General features: G+C 62.0%; 30 protein-coding genes. 26 read left to right on the top strand and 4 right to left on the bottom strand.

What is annotated here, in order from left to right; genetic code table 11:
- Window positions 1-43: 43 nt before the first annotated feature.
- From J2X24_RS18725 to J2X24_RS18605, 25 genes are all read left to right on the top strand, one after another.
- Complete coding sequence (locus J2X24_RS18725) at window positions 44-2,122, top strand: alpha-L-arabinofuranosidase C-terminal domain-containing protein (RefSeq protein WP_209724956.1); 2,079 nt, start codon at window positions 44-46, stop codon at window positions 2,120-2,122.
- An 11-nt stretch (window positions 2,123-2,133) separates the two neighbouring features.
- The gene (locus tag J2X24_RS18720) at window positions 2,134-4,803 is read left to right on the top strand and encodes a glycoside hydrolase family 3 protein (RefSeq protein WP_245344946.1); all 2,670 of its coding nucleotides are present in this window, start codon (window positions 2,134-2,136) and stop codon (window positions 4,801-4,803) included.
- A 164-nt stretch (window positions 4,804-4,967) separates the two neighbouring features.
- Window positions 4,968-5,702, top strand: coding sequence for a flagellar hook-basal body protein (locus tag J2X24_RS18715; protein WP_209724955.1), 735 nt, complete (start codon window positions 4,968-4,970; stop codon window positions 5,700-5,702).
- Window positions 5,703-5,711: 9 nt separating this feature from the next.
- Window positions 5,712-6,488, top strand: coding sequence for a flagellar hook-basal body protein (locus tag J2X24_RS18710; RefSeq protein ID WP_209724954.1), 777 nt, complete (start codon window positions 5,712-5,714; stop codon window positions 6,486-6,488).
- 78 nt (window positions 6,489-6,566) lie between these two features.
- On the top strand, window positions 6,567-6,914 hold the full coding sequence (locus J2X24_RS18705) for a hypothetical protein (RefSeq protein ID WP_209724953.1): 348 nt from the start codon (window positions 6,567-6,569) through the stop codon (window positions 6,912-6,914).
- Window positions 6,911-7,510: a flagellar basal body L-ring protein FlgH gene (locus J2X24_RS18700; RefSeq protein WP_209724952.1), complete on the top strand. Its 600-nt coding sequence runs from the start codon at window positions 6,911-6,913 to the stop codon at window positions 7,508-7,510. Before J2X24_RS18705 ends, J2X24_RS18700 begins: the two co-directional genes overlap by 4 nt.
- Window positions 7,507-8,613: a flagellar basal body P-ring protein FlgI gene (flgI, locus tag J2X24_RS18695; RefSeq protein WP_209724951.1), complete on the top strand. Its 1,107-nt coding sequence runs from the start codon at window positions 7,507-7,509 to the stop codon at window positions 8,611-8,613. Before J2X24_RS18700 ends, flgI begins: the two co-directional genes overlap by 4 nt.
- A 14-nt stretch (window positions 8,614-8,627) precedes the next feature.
- Complete coding sequence (locus J2X24_RS18690; RefSeq protein WP_209724950.1) at window positions 8,628-8,966, top strand: flagellar basal body rod protein FlgB; 339 nt, start codon at window positions 8,628-8,630, stop codon at window positions 8,964-8,966.
- Between the two features lie 2 nt (window positions 8,967-8,968).
- The gene (gene flgC / locus J2X24_RS18685) at window positions 8,969-9,385 is read left to right on the top strand and encodes a flagellar basal body rod protein FlgC (protein WP_209724949.1); all 417 of its coding nucleotides are present in this window, start codon (window positions 8,969-8,971) and stop codon (window positions 9,383-9,385) included.
- Complete coding sequence (gene fliE, locus J2X24_RS18680; RefSeq protein WP_209724948.1) at window positions 9,386-9,703, top strand: flagellar hook-basal body complex protein FliE; 318 nt, start codon at window positions 9,386-9,388, stop codon at window positions 9,701-9,703.
- 3 nt (window positions 9,704-9,706) lie between these two features.
- Entirely contained in the window at window positions 9,707-10,987 is a 1,281-nt protein-coding gene (fliF, locus tag J2X24_RS18675; protein WP_209724947.1) for a flagellar basal-body MS-ring/collar protein FliF, read from the top strand.
- Window positions 10,968-11,381 carry a hypothetical protein gene (locus J2X24_RS18670; RefSeq protein ID WP_209724946.1) on the top strand — a complete coding sequence of 138 codons (414 nt, stop codon included), beginning with the start codon at window positions 10,968-10,970 and terminating at the stop codon, window positions 11,379-11,381. The genes fliF and J2X24_RS18670 overlap by 20 nt, the downstream gene beginning before the upstream one ends.
- Window positions 11,378-12,091, top strand: coding sequence for a FliH/SctL family protein (locus J2X24_RS18665; RefSeq protein WP_209724945.1), 714 nt, complete (start codon window positions 11,378-11,380; stop codon window positions 12,089-12,091). Before J2X24_RS18670 ends, J2X24_RS18665 begins: the two co-directional genes overlap by 4 nt.
- Window positions 12,084-13,418 (top strand): FliI/YscN family ATPase, encoded by a 1,335-nt coding sequence (locus tag J2X24_RS18660; protein WP_209724944.1) that lies wholly within the window; start codon window positions 12,084-12,086, stop codon window positions 13,416-13,418. Before J2X24_RS18665 ends, J2X24_RS18660 begins: the two co-directional genes overlap by 8 nt.
- A gap of 50 nt (window positions 13,419-13,468) precedes the next feature.
- Window positions 13,469-13,864, top strand: coding sequence for a hypothetical protein (locus tag J2X24_RS18655; protein ID WP_209724943.1), 396 nt, complete (start codon window positions 13,469-13,471; stop codon window positions 13,862-13,864).
- On the top strand, window positions 13,861-14,709 hold the full coding sequence (locus tag J2X24_RS18650) for a hypothetical protein (protein WP_209724942.1): 849 nt from the start codon (window positions 13,861-13,863) through the stop codon (window positions 14,707-14,709). Before J2X24_RS18655 ends, J2X24_RS18650 begins: the two co-directional genes overlap by 4 nt.
- Entirely contained in the window at window positions 14,691-15,089 is a 399-nt protein-coding gene (locus tag J2X24_RS18645) for a flagellar hook capping FlgD N-terminal domain-containing protein (protein ID WP_209724941.1), read from the top strand. Before J2X24_RS18650 ends, J2X24_RS18645 begins: the two co-directional genes overlap by 19 nt.
- 12 nt (window positions 15,090-15,101) lie before the next feature.
- Window positions 15,102-16,298, top strand: a complete 1,197-nt coding sequence (locus tag J2X24_RS18640; protein WP_209724940.1) for a flagellar hook protein FlgE — start codon at window positions 15,102-15,104, stop codon at window positions 16,296-16,298.
- Window positions 16,295-17,071, top strand: coding sequence for a FliM/FliN family flagellar motor C-terminal domain-containing protein (locus tag J2X24_RS22880; RefSeq protein WP_209724939.1), 777 nt, complete (start codon window positions 16,295-16,297; stop codon window positions 17,069-17,071). The genes J2X24_RS18640 and J2X24_RS22880 overlap by 4 nt, the downstream gene beginning before the upstream one ends.
- Before the next feature lie 21 nt (window positions 17,072-17,092).
- Window positions 17,093-17,431 carry a FliM/FliN family flagellar motor switch protein gene (locus J2X24_RS18630; RefSeq protein WP_209724938.1) on the top strand — a complete coding sequence of 113 codons (339 nt, stop codon included), beginning with the start codon at window positions 17,093-17,095 and terminating at the stop codon, window positions 17,429-17,431.
- Between the two features lie 47 nt (window positions 17,432-17,478).
- Window positions 17,479-17,883: a hypothetical protein gene (locus tag J2X24_RS18625; protein ID WP_209724936.1), complete on the top strand. Its 405-nt coding sequence runs from the start codon at window positions 17,479-17,481 to the stop codon at window positions 17,881-17,883.
- Window positions 17,880-18,626 (top strand): flagellar type III secretion system pore protein FliP, encoded by a 747-nt coding sequence (gene fliP, locus J2X24_RS18620; RefSeq protein ID WP_209724934.1) that lies wholly within the window; start codon window positions 17,880-17,882, stop codon window positions 18,624-18,626. The genes J2X24_RS18625 and fliP overlap by 4 nt, the downstream gene beginning before the upstream one ends.
- On the top strand, window positions 18,610-19,383 hold the full coding sequence (locus tag J2X24_RS18615) for a sigma-70 family RNA polymerase sigma factor (RefSeq protein WP_209724932.1): 774 nt from the start codon (window positions 18,610-18,612) through the stop codon (window positions 19,381-19,383). Before fliP ends, J2X24_RS18615 begins: the two co-directional genes overlap by 17 nt.
- A gap of 8 nt (window positions 19,384-19,391) precedes the next feature.
- Complete coding sequence (locus tag J2X24_RS18610; protein WP_209724930.1) at window positions 19,392-19,955, top strand: tetratricopeptide repeat protein; 564 nt, start codon at window positions 19,392-19,394, stop codon at window positions 19,953-19,955.
- A gap of 82 nt (window positions 19,956-20,037) precedes the next feature.
- Window positions 20,038-20,382: a hypothetical protein gene (locus J2X24_RS18605; protein WP_209724928.1), complete on the top strand. Its 345-nt coding sequence runs from the start codon at window positions 20,038-20,040 to the stop codon at window positions 20,380-20,382.
- Between the two features lie 7 nt (window positions 20,383-20,389).
- Here the strand turns inward: J2X24_RS18605 and J2X24_RS18600 are convergent, their stop codons facing one another.
- From J2X24_RS18600 to fliQ, 4 genes are read right to left on the bottom strand one after another with little or no spacing between them, the layout of a single operon-like run.
- Window positions 20,390-22,420: a flagellar biosynthesis protein FlhA gene (locus tag J2X24_RS18600; RefSeq protein ID WP_209724926.1), complete on the bottom strand. Its 2,031-nt coding sequence runs from the start codon at window positions 22,418-22,420 to the stop codon at window positions 20,390-20,392.
- A gap of 2 nt (window positions 22,421-22,422) precedes the next feature.
- Window positions 22,423-23,499 carry an EscU/YscU/HrcU family type III secretion system export apparatus switch protein gene (locus tag J2X24_RS18595; protein ID WP_209724924.1) on the bottom strand — a complete coding sequence of 359 codons (1,077 nt, stop codon included), beginning with the start codon at window positions 23,497-23,499 and terminating at the stop codon, window positions 22,423-22,425.
- Window positions 23,499-24,263: a flagellar biosynthetic protein FliR gene (locus tag J2X24_RS18590; protein ID WP_209724922.1), complete on the bottom strand. Its 765-nt coding sequence runs from the start codon at window positions 24,261-24,263 to the stop codon at window positions 23,499-23,501. The genes J2X24_RS18595 and J2X24_RS18590 overlap by 1 nt, the downstream gene beginning before the upstream one ends.
- Before the next feature lie 7 nt (window positions 24,264-24,270).
- Window positions 24,271-24,540: a flagellar biosynthesis protein FliQ gene (gene fliQ / locus J2X24_RS18585; RefSeq protein ID WP_209724920.1), complete on the bottom strand. Its 270-nt coding sequence runs from the start codon at window positions 24,538-24,540 to the stop codon at window positions 24,271-24,273.
- Window positions 24,541-24,706: 166 nt separating this feature from the next.
- Here fliQ and J2X24_RS18580 point away from each other — a divergent pair, with 166 nt between their 5' ends.
- On the top strand, window positions 24,707-25,846 hold the full coding sequence (locus J2X24_RS18580) for a tetratricopeptide repeat protein (RefSeq protein ID WP_209724917.1): 1,140 nt from the start codon (window positions 24,707-24,709) through the stop codon (window positions 25,844-25,846).
- The last annotated feature ends 147 nt before the right edge of the window (window positions 25,847-25,993 follow it).

Genomic DNA, 25,993 nt, shown 5'->3' with positions numbered 1-25,993 from the left:
CAGCGCTATGCGCGCACGTCTCTATCCAATTTAGAGGTTGATCATGTCGAACAAAAACAAGCTTACCCTATCGCGGCGTCAGGCGCTAACCGCCGCCGCCATGGCTGGTGTGTTTGCCGGCTTCCCTGCAGTCGCGCAGGCCGGGAAGACCATATCCTCGACCTTGAACGCCGGCCGGGAAGGGCCTGCAATCAATCCGTTCATCTACGGCGGCTTCCTTGAGCATATTGGCGATCTGATCAATCACAGCCTCTGGAGCGAGGTACTGGACGACCGCAAGTTTTATCATGCGATCGACTCCAAACCCGCGCCCAAGCCCGAAGGCCGGCGGAACCGCGACAGCAACAAGTGGGTGCCGGTCGGTCCGGATTCGGGCGTTGTCATGGATCGCGCCGCGCCGTGGGTCGGGAACCACTCCCCGAAGATTGAGCTTGCCGGGCCTGAGCCGCGCGGCATCGCCCAGTCGGGGCTGTCGCTGCTGATAAAGGACTATGTCGGCCGGATCGTGATTGCCGCGGATGCCGGCGCTGATATTTCCGCCACCCTGATCTGGGGCAGCGCGCCAGGCGACCGCCAGACCGTCAAGATCGCCGCGACGCAATCCTGGAGCAAGGCGCCTCTGCGCTTTTCGGCAAAGGCCGAAACCAAGGAAGCGCGCCTGGAAATCACCGGCACCGGCACGGGCAGCTTCCGGATCGGCGCCGTGTCGTTGATGCCCGCTGACAACGTCAGGGGCTTCCGCGCGGACACGATCGCCCTGATGCGCGAAGTGGACTGCAAAATCCTGCGTGTCCCTGGTGGAAACTTCATTTCGTCCTACGACTGGAAGGACACGATCGGCGATCCGGACAAGCGGCCACCGGTCTTCGACCCGGTGTGGAGCTTCGCCCAGCCCAATGATGTTGGTGTCGATGAGCTTCTGCAAATGTGCCAACTGATCAATGCCGAACCGTCCTGGGCCATCAGTACCGGCTTTGATGGTCCGCGGTCAGGCGCCGAGCAAGTCGAATACGTCAACGGCGGCACCGACACGGAATGGGGCGGCAGGCGCGCCGCCAACGGCCATCCCGAGCCCTATAAGGTCAAATACTGGAACATCGGCAATGAGATGTACGGCAACTGGCAGATGGGGCACATCCCGCTCAAGCAGTATGTCATCAAGCACAACATGTTCGCCGACGCCATGCGCAAGGTCGATCCATCGATCTACATCATCGCGCCAGGTGGTTTCGTCGACGAAATGACGACGGGGCAGGGGATCTTTGTCGCCGGTCAGCCCAATGTGGAATTCGGTTCCGAACGTGACTGGGCCAACGGCATGATGACGCATGCCTGGGGCCGGTTCGACGCCCTGGCCACGCACGCCTATCCGCCGGAAAACAAGAAGTTCGACATGGCGACCGGCAAGCTGTTCGACGTCCAGCGCCCGCTGGTCGAATGGGCGCGTCAGCCGGCCAACCGTGTCCTGACCATGGTCGAATGCTGGGAAGAGTATAAGCGCCGCCATCCGTCGCTCAACGACGGCAAGGTCAAGGTCTTCTTCGACGAATATGCCTACAGCTTCCGCCAGACGCTGAAGACCTGTCTGGCGCTCGGCATGTGCCTGCACGAATTCTTCCGCCACACCGATTTCATCGACATGGCCGGCTATACCATGGCGACGGGCTGGATCGATCATGACCGGACACGGTCGGTCATCAGCGCTACCGGCCGCATGTACCAGATGTACAACCAGCATTTCGGCACGATCCCAGTCGAGGTCACGGGCAATGCCCCCGTACCGAAGCCCGAATTCCCTGCGGGCGGGGATCAACCTCGCGTCAATGCCGGAAGCGCCACCTATCCGCTCGATGTCTCCGCCGCGCTGACGGCGGATCGCAAGGCGCTGATCGTCGCTGTCGTCAACGCCACCGACCAGGCACAGAGCCTGCAACTGAACCTGGAGGGCTTTGCGGCAGCAAAGTCCGGCCGGACATGGAAGCTGACCGGAGCGCACCTGGAAGCGGCAAACGTCGTCGGCAAGCCGCCGGAAGTCACGATCGCCGAAGGCCGGTTTACAACCGGCTCCGCGCTGAAAGTCGCGCCGATCAGTATTGCGCTTTACGAATTTGCCCGCGTCTGAGTGAGGACACCATGAAAAATCCCGACACGAATTCTATCCGCCGCAACCGCAATCTGACGGTTGCTGTCCTGGCCGCGCTGATCTCCCTGGGCCCGGTACAGGCGTACGCGCAGAACCCGCTGGAAGCGCCGTCCTATCAGGACGCCACCAAATCGCCTGAGGACCGCGCCGCCGACCTCGTTTCGCGCATGACGCTAGAGGAAAAGACGGCCCAGCTTATCAATGACGCGCCAGCGATCCCGCGCCTCAATATCCGCGAATACAACTGGTGGAACGAAGGACTGCACGGCGTGGCGGGCGCCGGCTACGCGACCGTCTTCCCACAGGCCGTAGGCTTGGCGGCCACTTTTGACGAGCCGCTGATCCGCACGGTCGCCGACACAATCAGCACCGAGTTCCGCGCCAAGCACGTCGAAAGCCGTCACCGCTTCGGCGGCTCCGACTGGTTCCGCGGCCTGACCGTATGGTCGCCCAATATCAACATCTTCCGCGATCCGCGCTGGGGGCGGGGGCAGGAAACCTTCGGCGAGGATCCCTACCTGACGGCACGGATCGGCGTCGCCTTCGTCAAGGGTTTGCAGGGCGAAGACCCCGTCTATTACCGCACCGTCGCGACGCCCAAGCACTACGCTGTGCACTCAGGTCCCGAAGCGGGCCGTCATCGCGACAATATTAATCCGTCGCGTTACGATCTCGAAGACACCTACCTTCCCGCCTTTCGCGCGACGATCACCGAAGGCAAGGCCGTCTCTATCATGTGCGCCTATAACGCCATCGACGGCCAGCCCGCCTGCGCCAATGAGGACCTGCTGGTCAAGCACCTGCGCAAGGACTGGGGTTTCACAGGCTTCGTAGTGTCGGACTGCGATGCTGTCGGCGACATCTACTATAAGACCTCGCACCATTATAAAGCGACGCCCGAGGAAGGCGTGACCGCCGCCTATCTGGCCGGCACCGACCTGATCTGCGGGAATGCCAATGAGGCCGACCACCTGACCAGCGCCGTGCGCAAGGGTTTGCTGTCCGAAAAGACGCTGGATACGGCGCTTGTGCGCCTGTTCACTGCCCGCTTCAAGCTTGGGCAGTTCGATCCGCCGGCCAAGGTCTTCCCGCAGATCACGGCGGACGATTACGACACCCAGGCCAATCGCGACCTGTCGCAGCGTGTCGCCGAAGCCGCCATGGTGCTGCTCAAGAACGAAAACAATCTGCTGCCGTTGAAAAGTGAGCCGCGCACGATCGCGGTGATCGGGCCCAATGCCGATTCCATTGACTCGCTTGTCGGCAACTACAACGGTGAGCCGTCGCATCCCGTAACGATCCTGGCGGGGATCCGCGCCCGCTTTCCCAAGGCGACGGTCCGCTATGCACAAGGCTCGGGCCTGATCGATCCGGTCATGGCCGCCGTGCCGGATGACGTCCTGTGCCGCGACAAGGATTGTGCCGAAAAGGGCGTGAATGCCAGCCATTTCGCGGGGGCTGAAATGACCGGCCCGGCGCAAAAAACGACAACCGAAGCCGGCATCCGTCAGGCCTGGCAGGGCGAACAGCGCAGTGGCGCCGTGCGCTTCGACGGCTACCTGACCGCGCCGGAAACGGGTGAATATCGCTTCCGTTACGACGCCAACGGCGGCTATCGCATCTGGGTCAATGACAAGCTGATCGTCGATGCCTGGCGCGTCGACTGGCGGCCATCCATCGCGACAGGCGCCGTTCGCCTCGAAGCCGGCAGCCGCAACAGCATCCGCGTTGAATCCTTCCAGCGCCAGGCGAAGGGTGATGAAAAGCTGCTGTGGAGTATTCCGTCGGATACTGGCGCGCAGGAGGCCGTCGCCGCCGCCAGGGACGCCGACCTGGTCGTCTTCGCGGCCGGCCTGTCGCAACGGGTCGAAGGCGAGGAGATGCGTGTCGAAACGCCGGGCTTCTCTGGCGGCGACCGCACCAGCCTCGATCTGCCGCCTGTCCAGCAAAAGGTACTGGAGCAGGTCAGCGCCACCGGCAAACCCGTCGTCCTGGTCCTGGTCAACGGCTCGGCGCTCAGCGTCAACTGGGCGGACAAGCACGTCCCGGCCATCATCGAAGCCTGGTATCCGGGCGGGCAGGGCGGCGCGGCCGTGGCGCGCCTGATCGCCGGTGACTACAGTCCGGCCGGCCGCCTGCCCATGACCTTCTACCGCTCGGTGGATCAGTTGCCGGCGTTTAGCGACTACACCATGAAGGGCCGTACCTACCGCTACTTCAAGGGCGAGGCGTTGTATCCGTTTGGCTATGGCCTGTCCTACACGACCTTCCGCTACGCTCCGGCGAAACTGTCGGCTAAGACCGTGTCCGGTGACGGCCAGGTGACGGTGTCCGCCGACGTCACCAACACCGGCACCATGGACGGTGATGAGGTCGTGCAGCTCTATGTCAGCCGACCTGGCCTGAAGACGGCGCCCCTTCGTGCCCTGGCGCGCTTTGACCGCATTCACCTTAAGGCCGGCGAGACGAAGACCGTCACCTTCACGCTCGACAGCCGCGCGCTTTCCACCGTCAACGCCGACGGCTCGCGCTCGGTCAAGGCCGGCAAGGTCGAGCTCTGGCTGGGCGGCGGCCAGCCCTCAACCCGCAAAGGATTGGCACCGGCAGCGGGGAGCAGGGCGTTGCTGACCGTGATGTCGACACACACGCTGGAACCATGATCATATAAACCCGAGAGAACGGGAAGGTCGGGGCAAGGCGGCAAGCTTTGTCGGCAATCACGGGGCAGTGGCACAACTCGCCCTTTTGACGGGGCTGCCGAAAAATTTATGAAATTTTCGTCAGGGGGCTTGCCCCGCGGCGAATAAATGCGAATAATCACTGTATGGGGGACTTCGTCAGCAGTGTTGGTAGCATTTTGTCGCGTGTCGAAAGACACTTAGAAGTTGCTGGCCAAAATATTTCAAATGTAACGACACCGGGTTACAAGCGCGCCGTCAGTTTTGAGGCGGTGCTGGGTGTGCCCGATGCCGGTCTCGCAAAGAGCGACGGCAGCGCCTTGCAGGCCGCGCAGATCGCTGCCCAAGTGGCTATAGATTCCACGCCCGGACAGCAGCAAGTTACGGATAATCCAGACAATATGGCGATTTCCGGCGCGGGTTTCTTCACCGTCCGCACGGAGGGTGGCACGGTACTTTACACCCGCCACGGCCAGTTTCAGCGCGATACGGAGGGGCGGCTGGTGAGTGCCGAAGGTGCGGCGCTGCAGCAGAGTGGTGGCGGCGACCTTGTCCTCAAGCCCGGCGACTATACCGTATTGACCGACGGCACAGTACTGCAGGCAGGTGAGGCTGTCGGCAGAATCGGCATTGTCGATATCGCCGATGCCGCGGCCCTGACCTACGCGGAAAATGGGCTGTACAGCGCACCGGAGGCGCTGGTTTCGGTGCTGGAAAATGCGTCCGTTGTCCAGGGATCGCTTGAAACGTCCAACGTTTCCCTGGGCACGGAAATGATAACGGTCATGGCCGCCCTGCGCGAGGCGCAGTCAGGCCAACGGCTGATGATGGTTTATGATGAATTGATGGGCCGCGCGATTACGACGTTCGGTCAGACGTAAGGGGGGAGTATGAACGGGGTTTTCCATATCGGGGCCACGGGACTCGATAGCCAGCAGCGTGCGCTGGAAATCGTTGCCAATAATATTGCCAATATGAACACGCCTGCCTTCAAACAAAGCCGGGCGCAGTTTTCCCAGTTAATGGCAGGGCAAGGTGTGCAGGATGCTGGTTCCGGCACGTCTCTGGATCGCGGCCAGCCGGTGTTCCAGGGCGTCAGGTTGACCGGATCGACGGTGGATTTCGCTCAGGGCACGCTCAGTCAGACGGGTTCGCAACTGGACCTTGCCATCGATGGAAGTGGTTTTATCGAATTGATGGGGCCGGCCGGGCAGACCCTGCTATGGCGGGGCGGGACTTTGAAGGTCAATAACGACGGTTTCCTTGCTGCCAGTAACGGTATGCCTCTTCAGGCGATGATTTCGGTGCCGCGTGACGCCAGGGGTTTGGCGATCGGCATGGATGGCCGTGTGACCGCGACAGTTGAAGGCGGAGTGGAACCGCTGGAAATCGGCCGGATCGAACTGGTTCAGGACATGGACCCGGCCAGCCTTAAAGCCATCACAGGCGGTGCCTTCCAGCCGGCAGAAGATGCGGAACTGATCCGCTCAGCGCCAGGCGTGGAAGGGGCGGGTGTCCTGGCGCAGGGCTATGTCGAAACCTCCAATGTCGACCTGGCCAAGGAGATGGTGTCGCTGATGCTGATGCAGCGGACCTATTCCGCCAATGCCCAGATCGTCCAGGCCGGCGACCAGCTTATGTCCATCGCCAACGATCTTAAGAGATAAAGATCGATGTTGGTGAAGGGGTTGTTTCTTGCGTTGGCGTTCGTAGCGTTCGAGAGCCGGGCATCGGAACGCTGCGTAATGGCTGTGCGCCCGCTCAGCGCCGGCGCGGTGCCCTCTGCGGCGGATTTCGCCGCCGCGGACTGTGGCGGAAATCCGCCTGAAGCGGCGGTGCGGTATGACGCCAATATGCGGGCCGCCCGTTTGATCCGCGACCTGGCGCCGGGGGACATCGTCGCCGAAGTTCCGGTGCCGCTGATGGCCAGTATCAGCCCGGGGCAGAAATTGTATGTGACGGTTCAGGCCGGGCCTGTGCTGGTCCAGCGTGAAGTCGAGGCGCTGCAGCCCGCCAATCCGGGCCGGAAACTGTTCGTCCGGGCGGCTGACGGCAAGGTGATGAGTGTGCTTTATTCTGGGGAGGCCAGATGACAACGGGGGGAAAGGCGAGGGGGCGGGCGTTGCGGCTGTGGGCTGCGACGGCAATACTATTCACCCTGGCGGGCGGTGCATCCGCCGATGACCTGTTCAGGCCGAACGCCTGGTCGTCGCTGGCCTCGGACCGCACGGCCGAAAGGGTCGGCGACAGTCTGACGGTTCTCATCTTCGAGTCGTCCCAGGCCACCGACGCATCCAAGAAATCGAACAACGGCACCCTCGGCCTGTCCGGCCGGTATGAGAACGGCAACGGCAACAACGACCAGGTGGGCGTGCAGGGCAGCTACTCGCTGGGAAGCGGCGACCAGACCGGACATTCCGGCCATATGGTCGCGCGGATCAGCGTCGTGGTCGACGACGTGCTGCCGAATGGCGACCTGTATGTTTCCGGTGAGCAACTGATGAACATCAACGGCCGCAAGGTCCGCATCTTCCTGAGCGGCCGGGTGCGGCGCGCCGACATCGCCAGTTCAAACGTCGTCCTGTCGACCTCTCTGGCCGACGCCAGGATCGTGTACGGGAAGCCCGAACTGACCCGTGACGAGCGGACAGAGAAGAAGCGCCGGCTGGCCGAGGCAGGCAAGCCATGACGCGGATATTGTCTGTCCTTTTGGCGATCGGCCTGTTTCTGGCGCCGATGCAGGCCCTGGCACAAAGCGTGCGCGTCAAGGATATGGGCCGGTTCCTGGGTTGGCGCGAAAACGCGCTGGTCGGATACGGCATTGTGACCGGGCTCTCCGGCTCGGGCGATTCCCCCGGCAGCAAGGTCACGCGCCAGGCCCTGACCAATGTGCTCAGCCGTTTCGGCGCGAACGTATCGACCGATGATGTCCACAGCCGCAACGTGGCGGCCGTCATGGTCACTGCCGTGCTGCCGCCGTCGGCGCATCTGGGCGACAAGGTCGATATTGCCGTTTCCTCGATTGGCGATGCCCGTAGCCTTGTCGGCGGAACCCTGCTGATGACGCCCCTGATGGGACCGGACCAGCGTACATATGCCCTGGCCCAGGGACCGCTGGTCGTGGGTGGCTACCGCTTCGACGCCCAGCAGAACCGTCAGCAGAAGAACTATCCGACCTCCGGCGTGCTGCCGGGGGGCGCGACGATCGAAATGCCGGCGGCCGCCAGCCTGCTTAATGCGGGCGGCGAACTGACCTTCATCCTGAAGGAGCCGGACACGATGACGGCCGAGCGCATCAAGGACGGCATCAATGCCGCCATGGGTATGCGCCTGGCGCGCGTGGCCGACTCCGCCACCGTGGTCATCGATGCGCGGACCGCGGGCCGGGACGTCTATGGCTTCGTGGCGCGGGTCGAAAACGTCGCTGTGACGCCTGACCAGCGGGCCGTTGTGGTGGTCAACGAACGGTCCGGCACGGTCGTTGCCGGCGGTTCGGTGCAAATTTCGAGCGTTGTCGTTTCCCAGGGCGATATCAAGGTGTCGATCAGCCAGGACAATGACGCCACCCAGCCGTTCATAGCCGAGTACGGCGCCTGGAACGGGCTGGTCGTCGCCAGCAAGAAGATTGAGGTTACGCCAGGCAGGGACGCGGTCGTGCGCTTCCCCAATACCACGGTCGGTGATCTGGTCCAGGCCCTGCACCAGGCCAATGTCGATACGCGCGGCATCATTGCCATCCTGCAGTCGATCAAGGCTGCCGGAGCTTTGCACGCCGATCTGGTTGTTCAGTAGAGGAGGAGATACGGGTGTCGGATCTGACGTCAATCATGGCGCTTAAGGCCCTGGACGGCCTGGCGGCGCGCGCCGATGTGACGGCGCAGAACCTGGCCAATGCCAGCACGCCCGGCTACCGCGCCCTGCGGGTGTCGTTCGAACAGGAACTGATCGCCGCGTCCGCACGGGGCGAAAGCGCCATCCAGGCTGTCACGCCGCGGATAGAAGCTGATCCTTCGTGGCAGGAAACAGGCAGTTCGCGGCTGGACCTGCAGATGGCGACCGCGTCGATGACATCGGCGCGGTACGCCGCGCTGGTAGAGATACTGTCGCGCCAGATGCAGCATATGCGTATTGTTGTGGGATCCTGAACATGAAGGCGATGGCAATCAGCAAGACCGGGCTGGACGTCGAATGGCGGCGTCTGGAAGTGATCGCGGACAACCTGGCCAATATGAATACGGTCCAGACCGCGTCGGGCCAGCCTTATCGCGCCATGCGGTTGTTGTCGGGGCCCCGGACGTCGTTCGAGGGGCAACTGGCGGGGCCGCAGACCGCACTCAACGGTGTGTCGGTTTATGGTGTCGAAGCCGTGGAAGGGACGCCTCGCCGGGTGCATGAACCGGGCAATCCGCTGGCCGACGCCGACGGTTATGTTTCGTATCCGGCAATCGATCATTCCGCCGAAATGGTGCTGATGGTCAAAACGGCACGGGCCTATGAAGCTAACATGGTGGCCATGAGCACGGCCCGCCAGATGTATGTCAAAGCTTTGGAAATGGGAAAGTAGATGAGTACAGGTCCGATCGAGGCCATCAGCGCCCTGGGCGCGGCGGCTACACCCGAATTAGCGGCATTGCAGCGGCCTGTGGCGACGCATGGCTCCGGCGTTTCGTTCGCCGAGCTGTTCTCCGACGGCATCGACCGGGTCAGCGAGAAGGCCAATGCGGCCGACGCGCTCGTCAAGTCTTTCGTGCTGGACGACACCATTCCGCCGCACCAGGTCATGTTCGCGCTGGAACAGTCGCACCTGTCGCTGCAACTGATGCTGCAGGTGCGCAACCGCCTGGTGGAAGGCTACCAGGAAATCATGCGGACGCAGCTCTAGATCATGGATAGTTTCGATAAGATCCGTTCGATGCCGCCGCAGCGCCAGATACTCCTGGCGGTGGGCGTTGTCGTCATTGCGGTCTTCCTGCTCGGGTCGGTGTATTTTGTGTTCCTGCGTAAGCCGGATGTCATCCTGTTTTCCAATCTGCGTCCAACGGACGCCGCGACGATCGTTGCCGAACTGGACAAGAAGAAGGTGCCCTATCGTCTCGCCGACGACGGGACGACCATTCTTGTCTCCGCCGACAAGGTCGATGCAACCCGGCTCGGCATCCTCAGCCAGGACCTTCCGCTGAAAGGTTCGGTCGGGTTCGAACTGTTCAACAAATCGGACATCGGCCTGACCGAGTTCGCCCAGAAGATCAATTATCAGCGCGCCCTGCAGGGGGAGCTGTCCCGGACGATCATGGCGATCGACGCTGTGGATACCGCGCGTGTCCACCTGTCGCTTCCGGAAGACACCATCTTCCGTGATGACAAGCGGTCGCCCAAGGCCTCCATCGCCCTGACGCTCAAGCCCGGCCGCAGCCTGTCGACGGGCGCCGTCCTGGGCATTCAGCGCCTTGTGGCCGCATCCGTCGCTGAACTTAATGCTGCCGACGTCGTCGTGCTGGACGGGGAAGGCCAGGTCATCAGCACCGAGATATCGTCCGAAACATCGACCGCCCAGTCGCCGGCACAGCATGCCGCCGAGGTGTTTTTCGCCGAAAAGGTGCGCCAGACACTGTTCGCGACCTATCCAGGTCAGGAGTTCACGGTCAGGGTCACGGCATTGCCGGTGTTCCGCCCGGTCGAGTCCGATGACGCAGACGCCGAGGAGGAGCCCTCGGATCCCTTCCTGCAATGGACCGCGGGCCAGCGGAACTTCCAATTGAAGGTGAGTATAGCCGGCCCGGCGGCGCGCAACGCCGAAGCGCAGCAGAATATCCGGGTTGCCGCGGCGGCGGCGATCGACATCGCGCCTGAACTGGGTGACGAAATCGTGGTGACGGCCGCCGAAAGCGGCCTCGCGGGCGGTGTGCCGGCCGAAAGCGGCCGCACCGTCGCGGCGACGGGCGCGGCCGCGGCGTCCACGACATCCCGCAATATCTTTGGACCGACCTTCTGGGGCGTTGTGGTCGTCCTGGTCCTTGCGGGGTTGGCCTTTGCCGCCCTGCAGGTCCTGCGCAACAGGGCGAGGCCGCCGGTGCGCACCCTGACCGAAGAAGAGCGCCGGGAATTCGCGCAAAGGTTCCAGGTCTTGCTTGAGCGGGGAGAAGGCAATGCCGTCGACCGGCTCTGACAAGGCGCTGCGCAGGCTGGTGGCCGAACTGGCCGCGACGACGCCGGAGGATATGGCGGCGGTTCTGGGCATGCTCGACCCCAAAGCGGCTGCCCAGGTCCGGTCTCTGCTGGCCGCCTACGGCGGCGTTGCCGACGTTTTTGACGTCGAAGCGGCGCCGCAGGCCATGAATACGGCCGGCCTTTCGGACTGGCTGGCCGCGCGCACTCTGAACCAGCAAATGGACGGGGCTGGTGCGTACCACATGACGCGGGAAGCCATTGCTGCCTTGCGTCAACTGACCCTGTCGCTGCCCGCGGAGCTGGCGCACCCGCAGGGCCGGACGGCTGTCACGACGGGTCGTCAGGACACGACGAATGCACGGTTGCGCACCCTGTTCGGAGACGGCACATGAACCGGATTCTGAAACGGAACAGTCAGGCCGCCGGCAGCGATGTTCTGTCGTTGAGCGTCGCCCTGGGCGGGGCCGTCCCTCAGAGAACCCGGGAGGCGGAGCCAGCTGTTGATCCCGAGGTGCAAAAGCTGCTTGACGAACGCGCAGCCTTGCTTGAACGGCTCGAAAAGCAAGAGGCTGAGCTGGCCGGTCTGCGTAAGCAGGTCCGTACCGCGTTCCAGGAGGGCGAGGCAGAAGGTCGGGAGGCGGGCCGCCGCGCCGCCGAGGACGCCGGCGCGGCCATGCTGGCGCGCCTGGAAGGCGGCATCCGGCAGGCGGCGGGCGTTTTCGCAACCGCCGTGTCGGGCCTTGAACGGTTGGCGCCGGCTCTGGCGCGGGAAGGCCTGGCGGCGGTTCTGGGTGCGGAGAAGGGGCGTGCCGCGCTTGTGAGCGCGATTGTCACGCAGCACCTGCGCACGCTGGAGGCGCATTCCATTCTGCAGATCGAAGTGTCGCAATCGGATTTTGGCGACGAAGCCGCCCTGTCCGCGCTGACGCAGGCGCTTGGTGCCTCCGGACTCCGTATCGTGGCGCTGGCCGGCCTGAAAAGCGGTGAATGTCGTATCCAGTTGAAACTCGGCACCCTGGACGTGGGGATCGACCAGCAATGGGGGCGGCTTGGCGCCTTGCTGGAGCAGATGTCGCAACCGGTCGGAGCGCGTCATGACTGAACACGTTTTTATTGACCGGATCCGGACCGCCGACCTTGTCGCGCGCACGGGCAGTGTCCAAAAAATCCTGCCGACCTATATCGAAGCCGACGGCCCCAATGTTCCGATAGGCACGCTGTGCCACATCGAAGCGGTTGACAGCCACAGCGGTGCGGGTGTGAAGCGGCTGCTGGCGGAAGTTGTCAGCGTCAACGTCAATTCCGTCATCCTGGTGCCCTTCGATGACAGAATGCGAACGTTTTCCGGAGCGCGCGTGGAGGCATGCCCGGAAATCGACCGCGCGCCGGTCGGCGACGGGCTTCTGGGCCGAGCCGTCGACGCCCTCGGCCGTCCGCTGGACGGCAAGGGACGGGTTGCCGGCGCAAGCTTCGCGCCCCTGACGCCACAGGCGACAGCGCCCCTGGAGCGTTGCTCGCCAAACCGTGTGTTCGAGACGGGCGTGCGCGCGATCGATGCCTTCCTGACACTGGGCGAAGGCCAGCGCGTCGGCGTCTTCGCCGCCAGCGGCGTCGGCAAGACCAGCCTGATGACGCAACTGGCCAAACAGGGCCGGGCGGACCGCTGCGTTATTTGCCTGGTTGGCGAAAGGGGCCGTGAGGTCGAGGCCTTGTGGCGGGAAGGCCTGTCGGCGGAGGCGCGCGCGAAGACGGTGCTGGTGGCGGCGACATCGGACCAGGCAGCCGCCATGCGCGTGCGGGCCGGCGATTATGCCCTGGCGCTGGCGGAACACTGGCGCAGCGAAGGCCACCACGTACTGCTCCTGCTTGACTCTGTCACGCGGCTGGCCATGGCCATGCGCGAAACCGGTCTGGCGGCTGGCGAACCGCCGACGTTGCGCGCCTACACGCCCAGCGTCTTTTCCGCGATTCCGAAGCTGGTCGAACGCTGTGGCGCTTTGAAGTCGGGCGGTGCCATCACCAGCATCATGACCGTGCTGAGCGAAACGGACGATATCGACGATCCGATTTCGGAAATGCTGAAGTCGCTGCTGGACGGACACATCATTCTGTCGCGCGGACTGGCCGAGCGCGGGCATTTCCCGGCCATCGACGTTCCCCGCAGCATCAGCCGCCTGTCGAAGGACCTGATGGGGGCGCAGCATCGCGCCGACGCGCAAAACGGGGTCGCGCTGCTGAGCACGTTCGATGCGTCGCGCACGCTGATCGAAAGCGGTGTCTACGTGGCCGGTTCCAGTCCCGAGATCGATCAGGCCATCGCGCGCCGTCCCGCTCTGTTGCAATACCTGCGGCAGGCTTCGACGGAACGCATGGCCTTCGCCTCGGCCACCGATACCTTGAAAACCCTGTTGCAGGCGCAAAGACGATGAGGCAGCGCAGCGATATCAGGATGTTGAGGGACATCCACCGGATTTGTGATGTGCAGCAGATGGGGGCGGCGTTTGACGTCGAACGCGCCAACATCCGGGTGCGCGATCTCAACGGTCGCCAGGACGTTGAGACCAAGGCATTGCAGGCCTCTTACGACGGGTGGCGCCAGGCGGTATCCGGAGCGTCCCTCCAGTTGGCGGCATCGGCTGGCTGGGCCGCCGAAATCCTCAGCAATCAAAAGGCTGTCGAAGATACGCAAGCCAAGGTGCGCGATGCCGAGGCCGAGCTTTCGCGCGTTCGCGAACGCCGGACGGCGCTGTCGGCGCGCCGCGACGCGGTCGCCGACCTGGCACGCCTGGCTGAGCGTCATGAACATCGCCGGCGGGAAGAAGCCGCACTTGATGAACATGCGGGCCGGGCAACGGCCGGATGGAGGTCGGCATGAAAATCGATGGCGCGCCTGGCTATGTCCCCGCAAAGCCACATCAGGCAGTCCGGCATCCGAAGCCGGCAACCTCCTTTAAGGAGGCCTTCGACGGTTTGCCGGTTACGTCTTCCCAGTACGCCATCAGCTTCGATGCCACAGGGCTTCTGGGCGCGGGCAAGACCGAGGTGGGCGAAGAGACACCTGCCTTTGCGCGTCAGCCCGACGCATCGCAGTTGATGACGCCGATGTCGTTGGTTTCGGCTGATGGTGATAATCCGGCGGGGACTGGATTTGCCGCGAGTCCGGCATCGGCCGCCAGCGTGATGATCGCGGGGGCGAATGCCGGCGGTTTTCCGAAGCCGGTCGACAGGGCGGCCCCGGCCGAACGGCGGTTGCACCTGCATGGATCAACGGCCGGCCCAGCCGTGTCGGTGGCTCTGGCTACGGGCGTTTCGCCGGGCTTCCGAGGTCTCGCGGCCGCCGAGGCGTCCGTGCCCGTCGCGCCGTTGCCGGCGCAGTCCGTCTTATCCGCAAAGAGCGGTTATGGTGCGCAGCGGGCGGATGGCGACGAAACGCCTGAGCCGGCACTTTCCGATCCCAAAACCGACGGCGAAGCGGCCGGACCTCAAGCCGATGGCGGCGCGGAAGCCCTAAGCGTGATCATAGCGGAAAGCGATGGCGACGTTCAGATTATCGTAGCCGTGCCGGATGTCAGCGACGAGGCGCGCCGGCAGGTCCGTGAGGCCGCACACGATATCGCGCGCGAAGCCGGCGTCAGGATAAGCGGCCTTTCCCTGAATGGCACCACCCTCATTCATAAACCCGAACTGGATCGGAGGACTTCATGGCGCTCACACCTGTAAGCGCGACGTCAAGCAACAGCGCGTTCGGTCTGGATTTCAAATCGCTCCTGCAGATTATTCTGCAGCAGCTGACGTATCAGGACCCTCTCAAGCCGATGGACAACTTCCAGTTCGTCTCGCAGCTCGCGCAGTTTTCGCAACTGCATCAGAGCCAGACCCTGAACGACTCCATTGCCAATCTCTTGTCGACCCAGGCGTCGTTCCAGGCGACCGGTCTGCTGGGCAAAACGGTGGATTTCATGCCAGACGGCTCCACCCGGTTGGTCGGCGTGGTGAAGTCCGTCACCTTTTCCAATGGCCAGCCGTCCCTGACCGTTACGACGACCAACGGCCAAACAGTCACCAACGTGGCCATGTCCACTGTCGTTCAAGTCCAGTAGGGGAGCTTTGATATGCTTGGTTCAATCTTCATCGGCCTCAGCGGCATGCAGGCCTTCTCCAAGGGGCTGCAAACCATCAGTAACAATGTCGCCAACCTGGATACGCTTGGGTATAAGACGACGACCGTGAGCTTCAGTGACATGTTCGGCGGGCACGCCAACGGCATGGCCTACACGAACGGCGATACGAGCGGCTCGACCGGGAATGGCGTCCGGCGTGACGCCGACAGGATCGACTTTCGCGCGGGAACGGCGCAGCAGACCGGCGGGGCCCTGGACCTGGCGATCCAGGGCAGTGGCTTTCTGGTTGTCCGCAATGAGCTGGGCGACACCTATTACGTCCGGACCGGTCAGTTTGCGATCGACACCAAGGGCTACATCGTCAACAGCCATGGCGATCGCCTGACGATACTGAATGCCCAGAATGCGCCGGAAGTGATAAATGTCGACAACAAGCGCACCAGCGCTCCCGTCGCGACCAAGACCATTACCTTCTCACAGAACCTGTCGTCTTCCGAATCCACGGCCACCGTATCGAATATCTCCGTTTTCGACAGCAACGGCGCCGCTCAGGTCTGGACGGTGTCCCTGGCCAAGGGAACCGTCACAGGCAGCACCGTGGAATGGACGGTGACCGTCAAGGACCAGGCCGGCGCCACGATCGGCGACGGCAAGATCAGTTTCAATGGCGGCCTGATGATGCCCAGCGCATCGTCGATCACGGTCAACACCACGCCGAACGGCGCCAGCGCCATGTCGGTCAAGCTGGACTTCGCCAGCGTCACCTCCTTTTCAGCAGGTACAACCAATACCCTTCAGGCGTCGAAGATCGACGGCAATGCGGTCGGAAGCCTGACGAGCGCCACCGTGAATGCCAAAGGTCAGCTGGTCCTGACCTATTCCAATTCCCAGACCGAAGAGCTGGGCGCCATTGCGCTGGCTGATTTCCAGGACCTGCAACAATTGGTGCGCGTCGGCAATGGCCTTTTCCGGGACGCCGGCGGGGACGGCAAGGTCGAGTACAAGGCCAGCGCCACGGGCGGCATCGGGACGCTCCAGTCCGGCCAGGTCGAAGCTTCCAACGTCGATCTCACCGCTGAGTTCGGCACGCTGATTCTCGTCCAGCGCGGCTTCGGCGCCTCGTCGCAGGTGGTCAGCGCCACCAACGACATGATCCAGCAACTGTTCGGCATGCGAGGTCACGGGTGACCCAACACGTCCGTGAATGGCTTCCTTATGGAGTGGTTACGGAAGGCGCTGTCCGCCAGGTGGTCGAAGAGGCCATCGCGCGCTGGCATGAGCGCTGGTTCGTCGGGCCCTACGTTTCCGCGTCCGACATGACGGCGGCGCGTGACGCGTCGTGGGCGGAAGGCGATGATGGCGGATGGCGCGTTTACGGCAGCGCCGTGGCTGTCCGCGCGCGGCGCCAGTCCTTGGCGCGCGTGGTCAACAAGGTGCTGGATCTCGGCGGCGAAGAGCCGGGCATGACCGAAGCCGACCGCCATATCGTAAAGGGACTGGAACGCAAGATCATCGAAACCCTGGCGGTGGAGATCGAGCAGGCCTTCGGACTGGCTGGAACGCTTAAGGCGGTTCCGGAAACGCGGCGCGACGCGCTCGCTGAAAACGGCGGCCTTCTGGTCGTCCTGAAGGACACAGCCGGACGGGACATTTTGACCCTTGGCGTGCCGACAGAAGTGGTTCTGCCGGTCGTCAGGGCACAACTCGGGCCGCCGTCGCCGCGGCGGGACAACCTTCAACCCCTGGTCGATGCGCTGGGTTCCGCGGTTGTGGCGGTCGAGGCGGTTGTCGGGAGGGTCGAATTGACCCTGGCTGACCTGAACACCCTGGGGGTCGGCGACGTGCTGGTTCTCGACCGTGTCGTGGACGAGCCGGTGGACATTGCCTCCGCCGACTCCCGCCGGATTTTCGCGCGCGCCAGACTGAGCCAGGTTCAGGACGGTATCGCGCTTGTTTTTTAATACCTGTACACCGGGAAGATTATGAATAGCCGAGTTGATAGCAAACAGATCAAGGGTGCGGCCGCCGCCAACGCGCAGGCCGACGGAACCTCTCAGCGGCAGGAGGGGCGTCCGATCATTGCGGTGGATTCCCCTATTTTCAAGGATGTGAACGTTGTCTTGAATGCCGCCCTGGGCAGGGCCGAGCTTTCGGTCCAGGAGATCCTGGCCCTTAGGTCCGGTTCCGTGGTCCGGCTGGAAGCGAAGCTGAACGATCTGGTTGAACTGCGCCTGAACGATGCGCTGATCGCCCGGGGAGAAATCGTGGCGGTCGACGGAAGCTTCGCCATCCGGATCGTGGAGATCGCGCAACTGTCATGAGCCGGCGCACCATATCAGCCGTTTTGGGGAGCATGAGTATAGGGGGAATGGCTTTTGTGGCCCTTCCGGCCTGTGCCCAGACCCTTGGCCAGGCCAGCGGTCCCGACATCTCGTGGTGGCGGGTGATCGGGGCTTTGGTCTTCTGCTGCCTCCTGGGCCTCGCCGGTGCCCTGGCATTGAAGTATCGCATGCAGCGTCAGGGGATGACGGCCAAGCCGGTCCGGTTCGATCCAAAGGCTCTGAGCGGTCTTCTCGATATGTTCCGGGCCACGCCAGCTCCTGAAACGGGCGAGGCGTCCCGTCTGAAAGTTATCGCCACCGTCCGATTGAGCTATCAGGTGGACGTCTCCCTGCTGGAATCCGACGGCAAGACCGTCATGATCGTTACCAGTCCGCAAGGCGCCTTTGTCGTTAATCCCGACGCGCCGCCCTTCCGGGGGACGCCGTCATGATGCGAAAGCCCCTTTTGTTCATGGTCCTGGCCGGACTGGCATTATCAGCGGTTCCGGCATCGGCATTCGCGCTGGACATGGCCGTGCCGGCGGCGTCTGTCATGGCCGACCCCGTGAAGACGGCGGAGACCGTGCGCATCGCCCTGATCCTCGGCCTGATGGCGCTGATCCCGGCCCTGGTCATCTGCATGACGCCGTTTCTGCGCATCGTCGTTGTGCTGTCCATGTTGCGTCATGCGTTCGGCATGCCCGAGACGCCGCCCAACCAGGTGCTGGTCAGCCTTTCGCTCTTTCTTACCCTGCTGATCATGTCGCCTGTGGTGACCAAGGTGAACAAGGACGCCCTTCAGCCGTTTCTTGACGGGTCGATTTCCGTACAGGAATCTATCGACAAGGGGTCTGGGCCGATGCGCGAGTTCATGCTGCGGCAGGTGCACGACCAGGACATCAAGACGATCTACGAGATTTCCAGGCAGCCTCTGCCGGCCAAGGCAAGCGACGTCGGCCTCATGCAGTTGTCCGCTGCCTTTATGCTGAATGAGCTTCGGGTCGCCTTCAAGATCGGCTTCGTGGTCCTGCTGCCCTTTGTGCTGATCGATCTGGTGGTATCGAGCATATTGCTGGCCCTGGGCATGATGATGGTGCCGCCATCGACACTGTCGCTGCCGCTCAAGGTGTTGATGTTCGTACTGATCGACGGGTGGAGTCTTGTGCTCGAGGGCGTCGTTGGCAGCTTTAGATGACACAGCGCCTGACGGCGATGCGCTGCCCGGCCTGGCCGCCGGGGAGGCCGACCTGTGGCGGACCTACAGGGCGACGGGCTCGGCCTCCGCGCGTCAGGCCTTGTTTGATCTTTATTTCGACTTTGCCCGCCGGATAGCGAGGAAACATTTTCTCGACCGCAAAAGTGGCGACATCGAATTTGCAGACCTGTCCCAACTGGCCTGCACCGGATTGCTCGAAGCGATTGAACGCTACGATGTCGACCGGGGAACGCCGTTTCAGCCCTATGCCCGGCGGCGTATCGCGGGCAGCATCCTGGACGGCCTGGCGCATATGAGCGAACGCCGGGAGCAGGTGTCGTTTCGCGAGCGAACGCGCAAGGAGCGGCTTAGGTCGCTGAGTGTGGAGAGCCCGGAAAAGCTGGACGCGGCCGGCGCCATGGCCGCGCTGATCGAGATGGCGACGGGGCTTGCGCTTGGTTTCATGATTGACGGCGCTGGCATGTACGTTTCAAAAGATGAGGCGGACCACCTGACATCGCCCTATGACAGCCTGGCCTGGAAGGAAACGACGCGCTCACTGACGGCGGAGATCGCCCATTTGCCCGATCCGGACGGCCGGATCATCCGCTATCATTACCTGGACGGCATGAGCTTCGAACAGATTGCGCGTGCCTACGGTCTGAGCAAGAGCCGGATATCCCAGATACACAGAAGCGCATTGAAATCGCTCAAAGACAGGCTATCGCCCGCGATGGCATTCAATTTCAGAAAATAGGACCCGTTATGAACGACAATGAGGTAGTACCGGACGAATTGCTTCAGCCTGCGCTGGAACAGATACAGGGCAATGACGACAGGGCGCTAGGGACCTTGGATCAACTCGTGGAGCGTTTCGGCAATGATCCGCGGCTGCACTTCCTGCGCGGATCCGTCCTGTGCAGCCAGGAGCGGTACTCCGAAGCCCGGCTTGCCATGGAAAAGTCGGTCGGTCTTGCTCCGGGCTTCGACCTGGCGCGGTTTCAACTCGGATTTCTGGAGTTGACATCCGGGGATGTCACGGCGGCGCAATCGACCTGGCTGCCGTTAATGGAACTGCCGGCCGAGGACCCACTCAAGCTTTTCGTACTTGGGCTGAACAAGATGGTAATCGACGAATTCGATGCCGCGATTACGCTGCTTGAGGAAGGTATCGAACGCAATACGGTGCTCCCGCCGTTGAACGGCAACATGGCCTTGCTGGTGGAAGAAATGAAAGCGAAGCGGACGACTTCCGCTCCGGCGCCGGAGGCGGAGTCCGATGCGAACTTCCTATTGCGGCAATATGCGTTTAAGGACACCAAGCACTGACGGCTTTGCGCTTCTGGGATTTACTCGCTTCGCAATCCGACCGCTCCGCGCCATTTTGAATGCTGAAGGCCCTGTAAAATAAATGGATCCAGTATCTCACATTGATCGGCTTGTCATGGTGCTGCGGCAACGCATGCTGGAGCGGTCGAAATCATCCGGAGCCCGGCGCAAGGAAGCGACAGTGGAAGCCAAAGCCGGATGGGTAGACAGTCTCCATGCCCTGGCAGCGCTGGAAGGCGTTGACGATCATCAGCTGGGCAGGGCGCTCATCCAGAATATTCTGGCCGACCAGTTTGGTTCCGATCTTGTCAACGATTCCAAGTTTCAGCAGGTCGTGGAAAAGGTCACCGAGGCGCTGGAGTCCGATGTTGCGGGATCGGTACTTATTCGCCGCTGTGTCGGAGAGTTGCGCGCGGCGGCATCCTGAGCGGCAGCTACTCCACGGACACCACATCGAAAGATTTCAGGTCGATCGAAGACGGCACCTCATTGACCGAGACCACCGCCAGACGTGGAATCGTCCGGCGGGTAAAGGTCTTGAGGTGGCGGCGGATTTCAGGGCCGCACAACAGCACAGGCGCGAGGCCCTGCTGAATCATGGTGTCGGCTTGTGGCATCAGTTTTAGAAGCAACTGTTCCGCCAGCCTCGGTTCAATAACGAAACCGGTGCGGCCGTCGCTTCGCCGGATTCCGTCCGTAATCTGCGCCTCCAGGCGCGGGTTGAGGCTCAGGACAGCCAATTGGTCGCTATTCCCCCTTAAGTCGTGGCAGATACCATGGTTGAGCTTCTGCCTGACGGCCTCGGTCAAGTCGCCGTGGTCCTTGGTATGGCGGCCGACGTCGACCAGTGCGTCGACGATAAGGTCTATATTTCGAATGGAAACATTTTCGGACAAGAGATTTTGCAGAACACGCTGCACGTCCGTTACGGTTATGATGGATGGAATCAACTCTTCGATCACCCCGGGTTGCCGGTTGCGAACACCTTCCAACATTATCGTAACATGGGCGCGTGACAGCAATTGCGCGGCTTCACTGCGCAGCACCTCGCCCAGATGCGTCATGAGCGCCGTTATGGGATCGACCAGGGTGTAGCCGGACCGTTCGGCGAGATCACGCTGATCCTGTTCGATCCATACCGCCGGTAAACCAAACGCGGGATCTCTGGTTTGCAGGCCGGGCAGGGCCGCAGTGGCGGCGGACGTCTGAATGGCGAGCGTTTTATCAGGATATAGTCGCCCCTGGGCATAGCGGGCACCGTAGATCAGTACCTCGTAATCGTTGGCTCCAAGCTTGGCATTATCCTGGAAGGTGAGGGGAGGGAATGCAAACCCTGAAACCGCTTCCTGTTGCGTGCGCAAGGCTTCGATGCGTTCGCTCAAAAGCGGCTTTATGGCGCTCCAATGCAGACCGAGGTCGCGCCCAAGCGTAACCTGAACAACAGGCGGGGCCGCGCTCTTACCGCTCTCCCGGCCGGCATCTTCATCCGTTGCGGTTTCTTTTTCGGGACTTTGCGCCTTCTTCCGGGACGACGACAGCCACATGGCTGCGGCGAGCAATGCCAGGATGGCGATGGGCCATTTGGGCATGCCGGGCAGCAGCATCAGGATGAGCAGGGCGCCCATCACGATCAGCGGTATTTTACGCACCGAAGCCAGTTGCGCCATGATTTCGGCGCTGAGCTGGCGGTCGGCCGAGGACCGGGTCACGATGATGCCGGTCGCCGTCGAAATGATCAGGGCGGGGACCTGGGTGACGATGCCGTCGCCGATGGTCAGGAGGCTGAAAGTCTGAAGCGCGGTCATCCAGTCCATGCCCATCTGGGCGACGCCGATGATCCAGCCGGCGATGATATTGATCAGAAGGATAATGATGCCGGCAATGGCGTCGCCCTTCACGAACTTGCTGGCGCCGTCCATGGCGCCGTAGAAGGCCGCTTCCTTTTCGATCGCTTTGCGCCGGCGCTTGGCTTCGTCCTGGTCGATGAGACCCATGTTCAGGTCGGCGTCGATGCTCATCTGTTGTCCTGGCACCGCATCGAGGACGAAGCGGGCGGCAACTTCCGAGACGCGTTGGGCGCCGGACGTCACCACGACGTATTGCACGATGACCAGGATGAAGAAGACGACAAGACCGATCACGAAGCTGCCCTGAACGGCGAAGGCGCCGATGGCGCCGATCACCTGGCCGGCATGGCCGTCGGTCAGGATCAGGCGGGTGGCGGCGACGTTAAGGGCCAGGCGATAAAGCGTGCCGACCAGCAGCAGCGACGGAAAGGTCGAGAACGACACGGGTTTGTCGACGTAGAAGGTCATCAGCAGGACCATCATTGCGAAGGCGAAGTTCGAGATAATGAGCAGGTCCAGCAACACCGCTGGAATCGGCGAGAAGAGGATCAGCAGGATGGCGATGACACCGCCAACGAGGACCAGATCGTGATTATTGTTGAAAAATTTCTTGAGCATGTTCAGGACGCGTGGGTTTGTGCTGCCGGCCGTTTGCGGACCTGGCGATAGATGTTGGCGACGGGGCGGAAGTAGGCGTCGGGAATTTCCCGGTCGATCTCGCACCTGTGGTAAAGCGCCCGGGCCAATTCGCGGTTCTCGACGGTGACAACGCCATAAAGAAAGGCCAGCCGCTTCAGGCGCAACGCCAACTGGTCGGCACCCTGGGCAACTATGGTCGGCGCGCCCATGGTGCGCGGATCGTATTTGAGCGCGACCGAATAATGGGTCGGATTGACGATGAGGATATCGGCGCCGCGGACGTTCTTGAGGCTTTTGCTCAGTTTCGCATATTCGCGGTGGGTCTGGCGGCGTTTCTGTTTGAACCGCGGATCGCCTTCGCGGTCCCGCGACTCGCGCTTGGTCTCGTGCCGCGTCATCCGCATGCGCTTGAAGAAGTCACGGCGGGAGATAAGCTGGTCTATGGCCGCGATAACAACGGCGGCGCCGACAAAGAGAACCAGCAGATGGAAGGCCGTATCCTGCATGACGGCGGCCAGTTGCCTGGCGTCGGAGATGCCCCGGACCGCCAGCTTCAGCCCCTGCATAACGGCGAGGTAGGCGAGGATGGCATATACCACCAACTTGGCGACATTCTTGCCGGTTTCGACCAGTTGCCGGACCGAAAACACCCGCTTGAATCCGTTTGCAGGATTGAGTTTGCTGAAATTAGGCGTCAGCGGAGCGAAAGAGAACACAAAGCCGGTCTGGACGATTTCAAACACCAGGACGGAGACGAAGATCACGCCAAACATAAAGAGCATCGGCTGGGCGACCGAGGTCAGCAGGCTACCAACCAGGTGCAGGATTTCATTGGGGCCCGTGGTGACGGTCGCGGCGCTGACCAGAGTGCGCTGAGCGGCAGTGGCAAGGCTGTCGCTCAGGCGCGGCCCGAACATCCAGAGATAACCGATCAGAGCCGCCAGGCTGACCGTAAACCCCAGGTCCATGCCGCGGGCGACAGATCCCTTCTCGCGCGCCTTGCTCAGCTTGAACGGTGTAGGTGGTTCAGTTTTGTTCAGGTCTGATTGCGCTTCCATCACAGCAACCCCGGCAAGGCTTCAAGGGTCAGCGTGGTCATGCGTGCGAGCAAGGCGCCCGATGCGCCCAGAGTCATGGGGAGCACGAGCAACAGAAGGATTGTCTTCACTTGAAAGCCCAAAACAAGGACATTCATCTGGGGCACGGTGCGCGACAGCAGGGTGATGGCCATGTCGGCGAGAAACAGGATGAGCATGGCGCCGCCGGCTATTCCGAACCCTGTGCTTGAAAGGATTCCCATGAACATCGCGACACGCGCCAGGCTGTCGGGCTGCAGGTAGCCTTCACCCAGGGGCATGGCATGCAGCGAAGCCTCCATCAGCCGCAAAAGGTCATAGTGTCCGCCCATGGCGAAAAACACCGCGGCGGCGGCATAGGCGAAGAGGGTTCCGACAAGAGGCGTCTGGGCCTGGCTCGTTGGATCGACAAGCATGGACATGCCAAAGCCAGCCTGGATGTCGAGTGTCCGACCAGCCAGATACAACATGCCGAACATCAGGTGAAAGGCCATTACGAACACGATGCCCAACATCAGCTCACGCGCGGCCGCGACGATCAGGTATCCGGGACTCAGGTCGCCGACCTGCGTAAGGTGAGGATCTGCGGCGACGAGACAGGCAGTGATAGCCAGTCCGAAGGCAACCCGGAAAATCACGGGCGTGCGGACAAGCGAAAACGGGGGCGCCATGGCAAAGACGGGCGCTACCCGGAGGCTCAGCAGCAAACACGCGCAGACACGACCAACAAGATCCGGAGACGTCATGGCGCCGTCAGTGCCCCAACGACGGTATCAGCCGAATCATCGAAACCGCGAATTGCGCGATCTTGTGTATCATCCACGGGCCGACAATGATCAGTACGACGACCGTGGCCAAAAGTTTTGGCACGTAGGTCAGTGTCATTTCCTGTAGCTGCGTGGCCACTTGGAAAACGCTGACGATCAGGCCGACGATCATGATGACAATCAGCACAGGCGCGCAAATTAAGGCAGCGTTCCACAGGAGCTGATTAATAAGCCCCACAGCATGATCTGCCCCCATCAGTGTCCCCCCGGCACGCGCACTCGACGGCGGATTCGTGGCACAATCCATATTAAATTTCAAGGAACAGCTTCTGAAGATGGTGACTTGCCTGCCATCACGCGGGATATTACGCTGTTTGGTGTTGCGCCGGTGATTTGAGCGGTGGACTTTTGGGGGAAAAAAAATGAACGTATCGGTGGAGGTGAGTGTCAGCCAGGACAAGCTTTCGCGTCTATTGGGGTATCTGGATCACGACTCCGGAAATCTCAATCTCATCGCTGAAGCCGCCTCTACGGCTCTGGAAGCCGGTCAAGCCGCCAAGACCATTGACCTGCTGGGACGTTACGAAGCCATCACGCAATTGCCCCTGGCCTTGCTCAACCTTAGGGGCATGGCTGCGTTGCGCCTGGACCGGTTTGACGACGCGCTCGAGGTTTTCGAGGTTTTATTCCTGGCGCTGCCAGACGAGGCCGCTATCAGATTTAACCTGGCATGGTCCGCGACCATGCTTGGGAATGACAGGCGCGCTGCGGATGTGCTGGACGAGGCGACCCTGTCCGCCGTGCCTGGCGCTGCAGCGCTAAAGGTGCAAGCCTTGCATCGGCAAGGTCTTCTGGAAGAAGCATTGGAGCTGGGGACGGGGCTTGCCGAGCAATATCCGCAGGATGAAGGCCTGTTGGGTGCGCTGTCCCTGGTTGCCATAGATTCACAGATGCCGGAACTGGCGCTCGCTTACGCCTCCAAGTCCGCAGGGACTGCGGAGGGGCTTTCCACGCTTGGAATGCTTACTCTGCAGAAAAACAATATCGACGATGCTTTGAACTATTTTGAGAGTGGCCTTTCTGCCCGGCCGGACAGTGCGCGAAATTTGTTGGGTAAAGGGTTGGCGCTGATGGCGGCCGGCAATGTGCATGACGGAGCGGATTATCTCGACAAGAGCGCGGCTGGTTTCGGAAATCATCTTGGCACCTGGATTGCGTCCGGTTGGGCGCATTTCGCCAAAGGTGACCACGCCAAGGCGCGCACCATATTCGAGCACGCGCTAGCGCTCGATGACACCTTCTCCGAAAGCCATGGCGCCCTGGCGGTTCTGGACATTCTCGATGGTAATATCGCGGGTGCACGCGACCGCACCGAAACGGCTTTGCGTCTGGACCGCCGGTGTTTTTCAGGTGCCCTGGCGAAGTCCCTGCTATTCGCACATGACGGCGACGATGAGTCTGCGCAACGGGTTCGTCAATTGACGTTGAACACGCCGGTTGGAGATAGTGGTTCTACGATTTCGGATGCAATGGTTGCGATGGCTTCGCGGTGGCGTGTGTAATGTTCGTCGTTTGCTGTGACTTATCCACAGGTTTGGCCTAAACATTTGTGTCGATTGTTCGATTAGTTCTCTGAAGGGTGCGGCTTGGGGCCGTGCGACAGGGGATTCATCATGGTAGCGATCGTCACAAGTGCCAACTTTGGCCTT

The organism is Asticcacaulis solisilvae (assembly GCF_017875235.1).
GTDB lineage: Bacteria > Pseudomonadota > Alphaproteobacteria > Caulobacterales > Caulobacteraceae > Asticcacaulis > Asticcacaulis solisilvae_A.
This window is presented reverse-complemented; position numbering and strand designations above follow the sequence as displayed.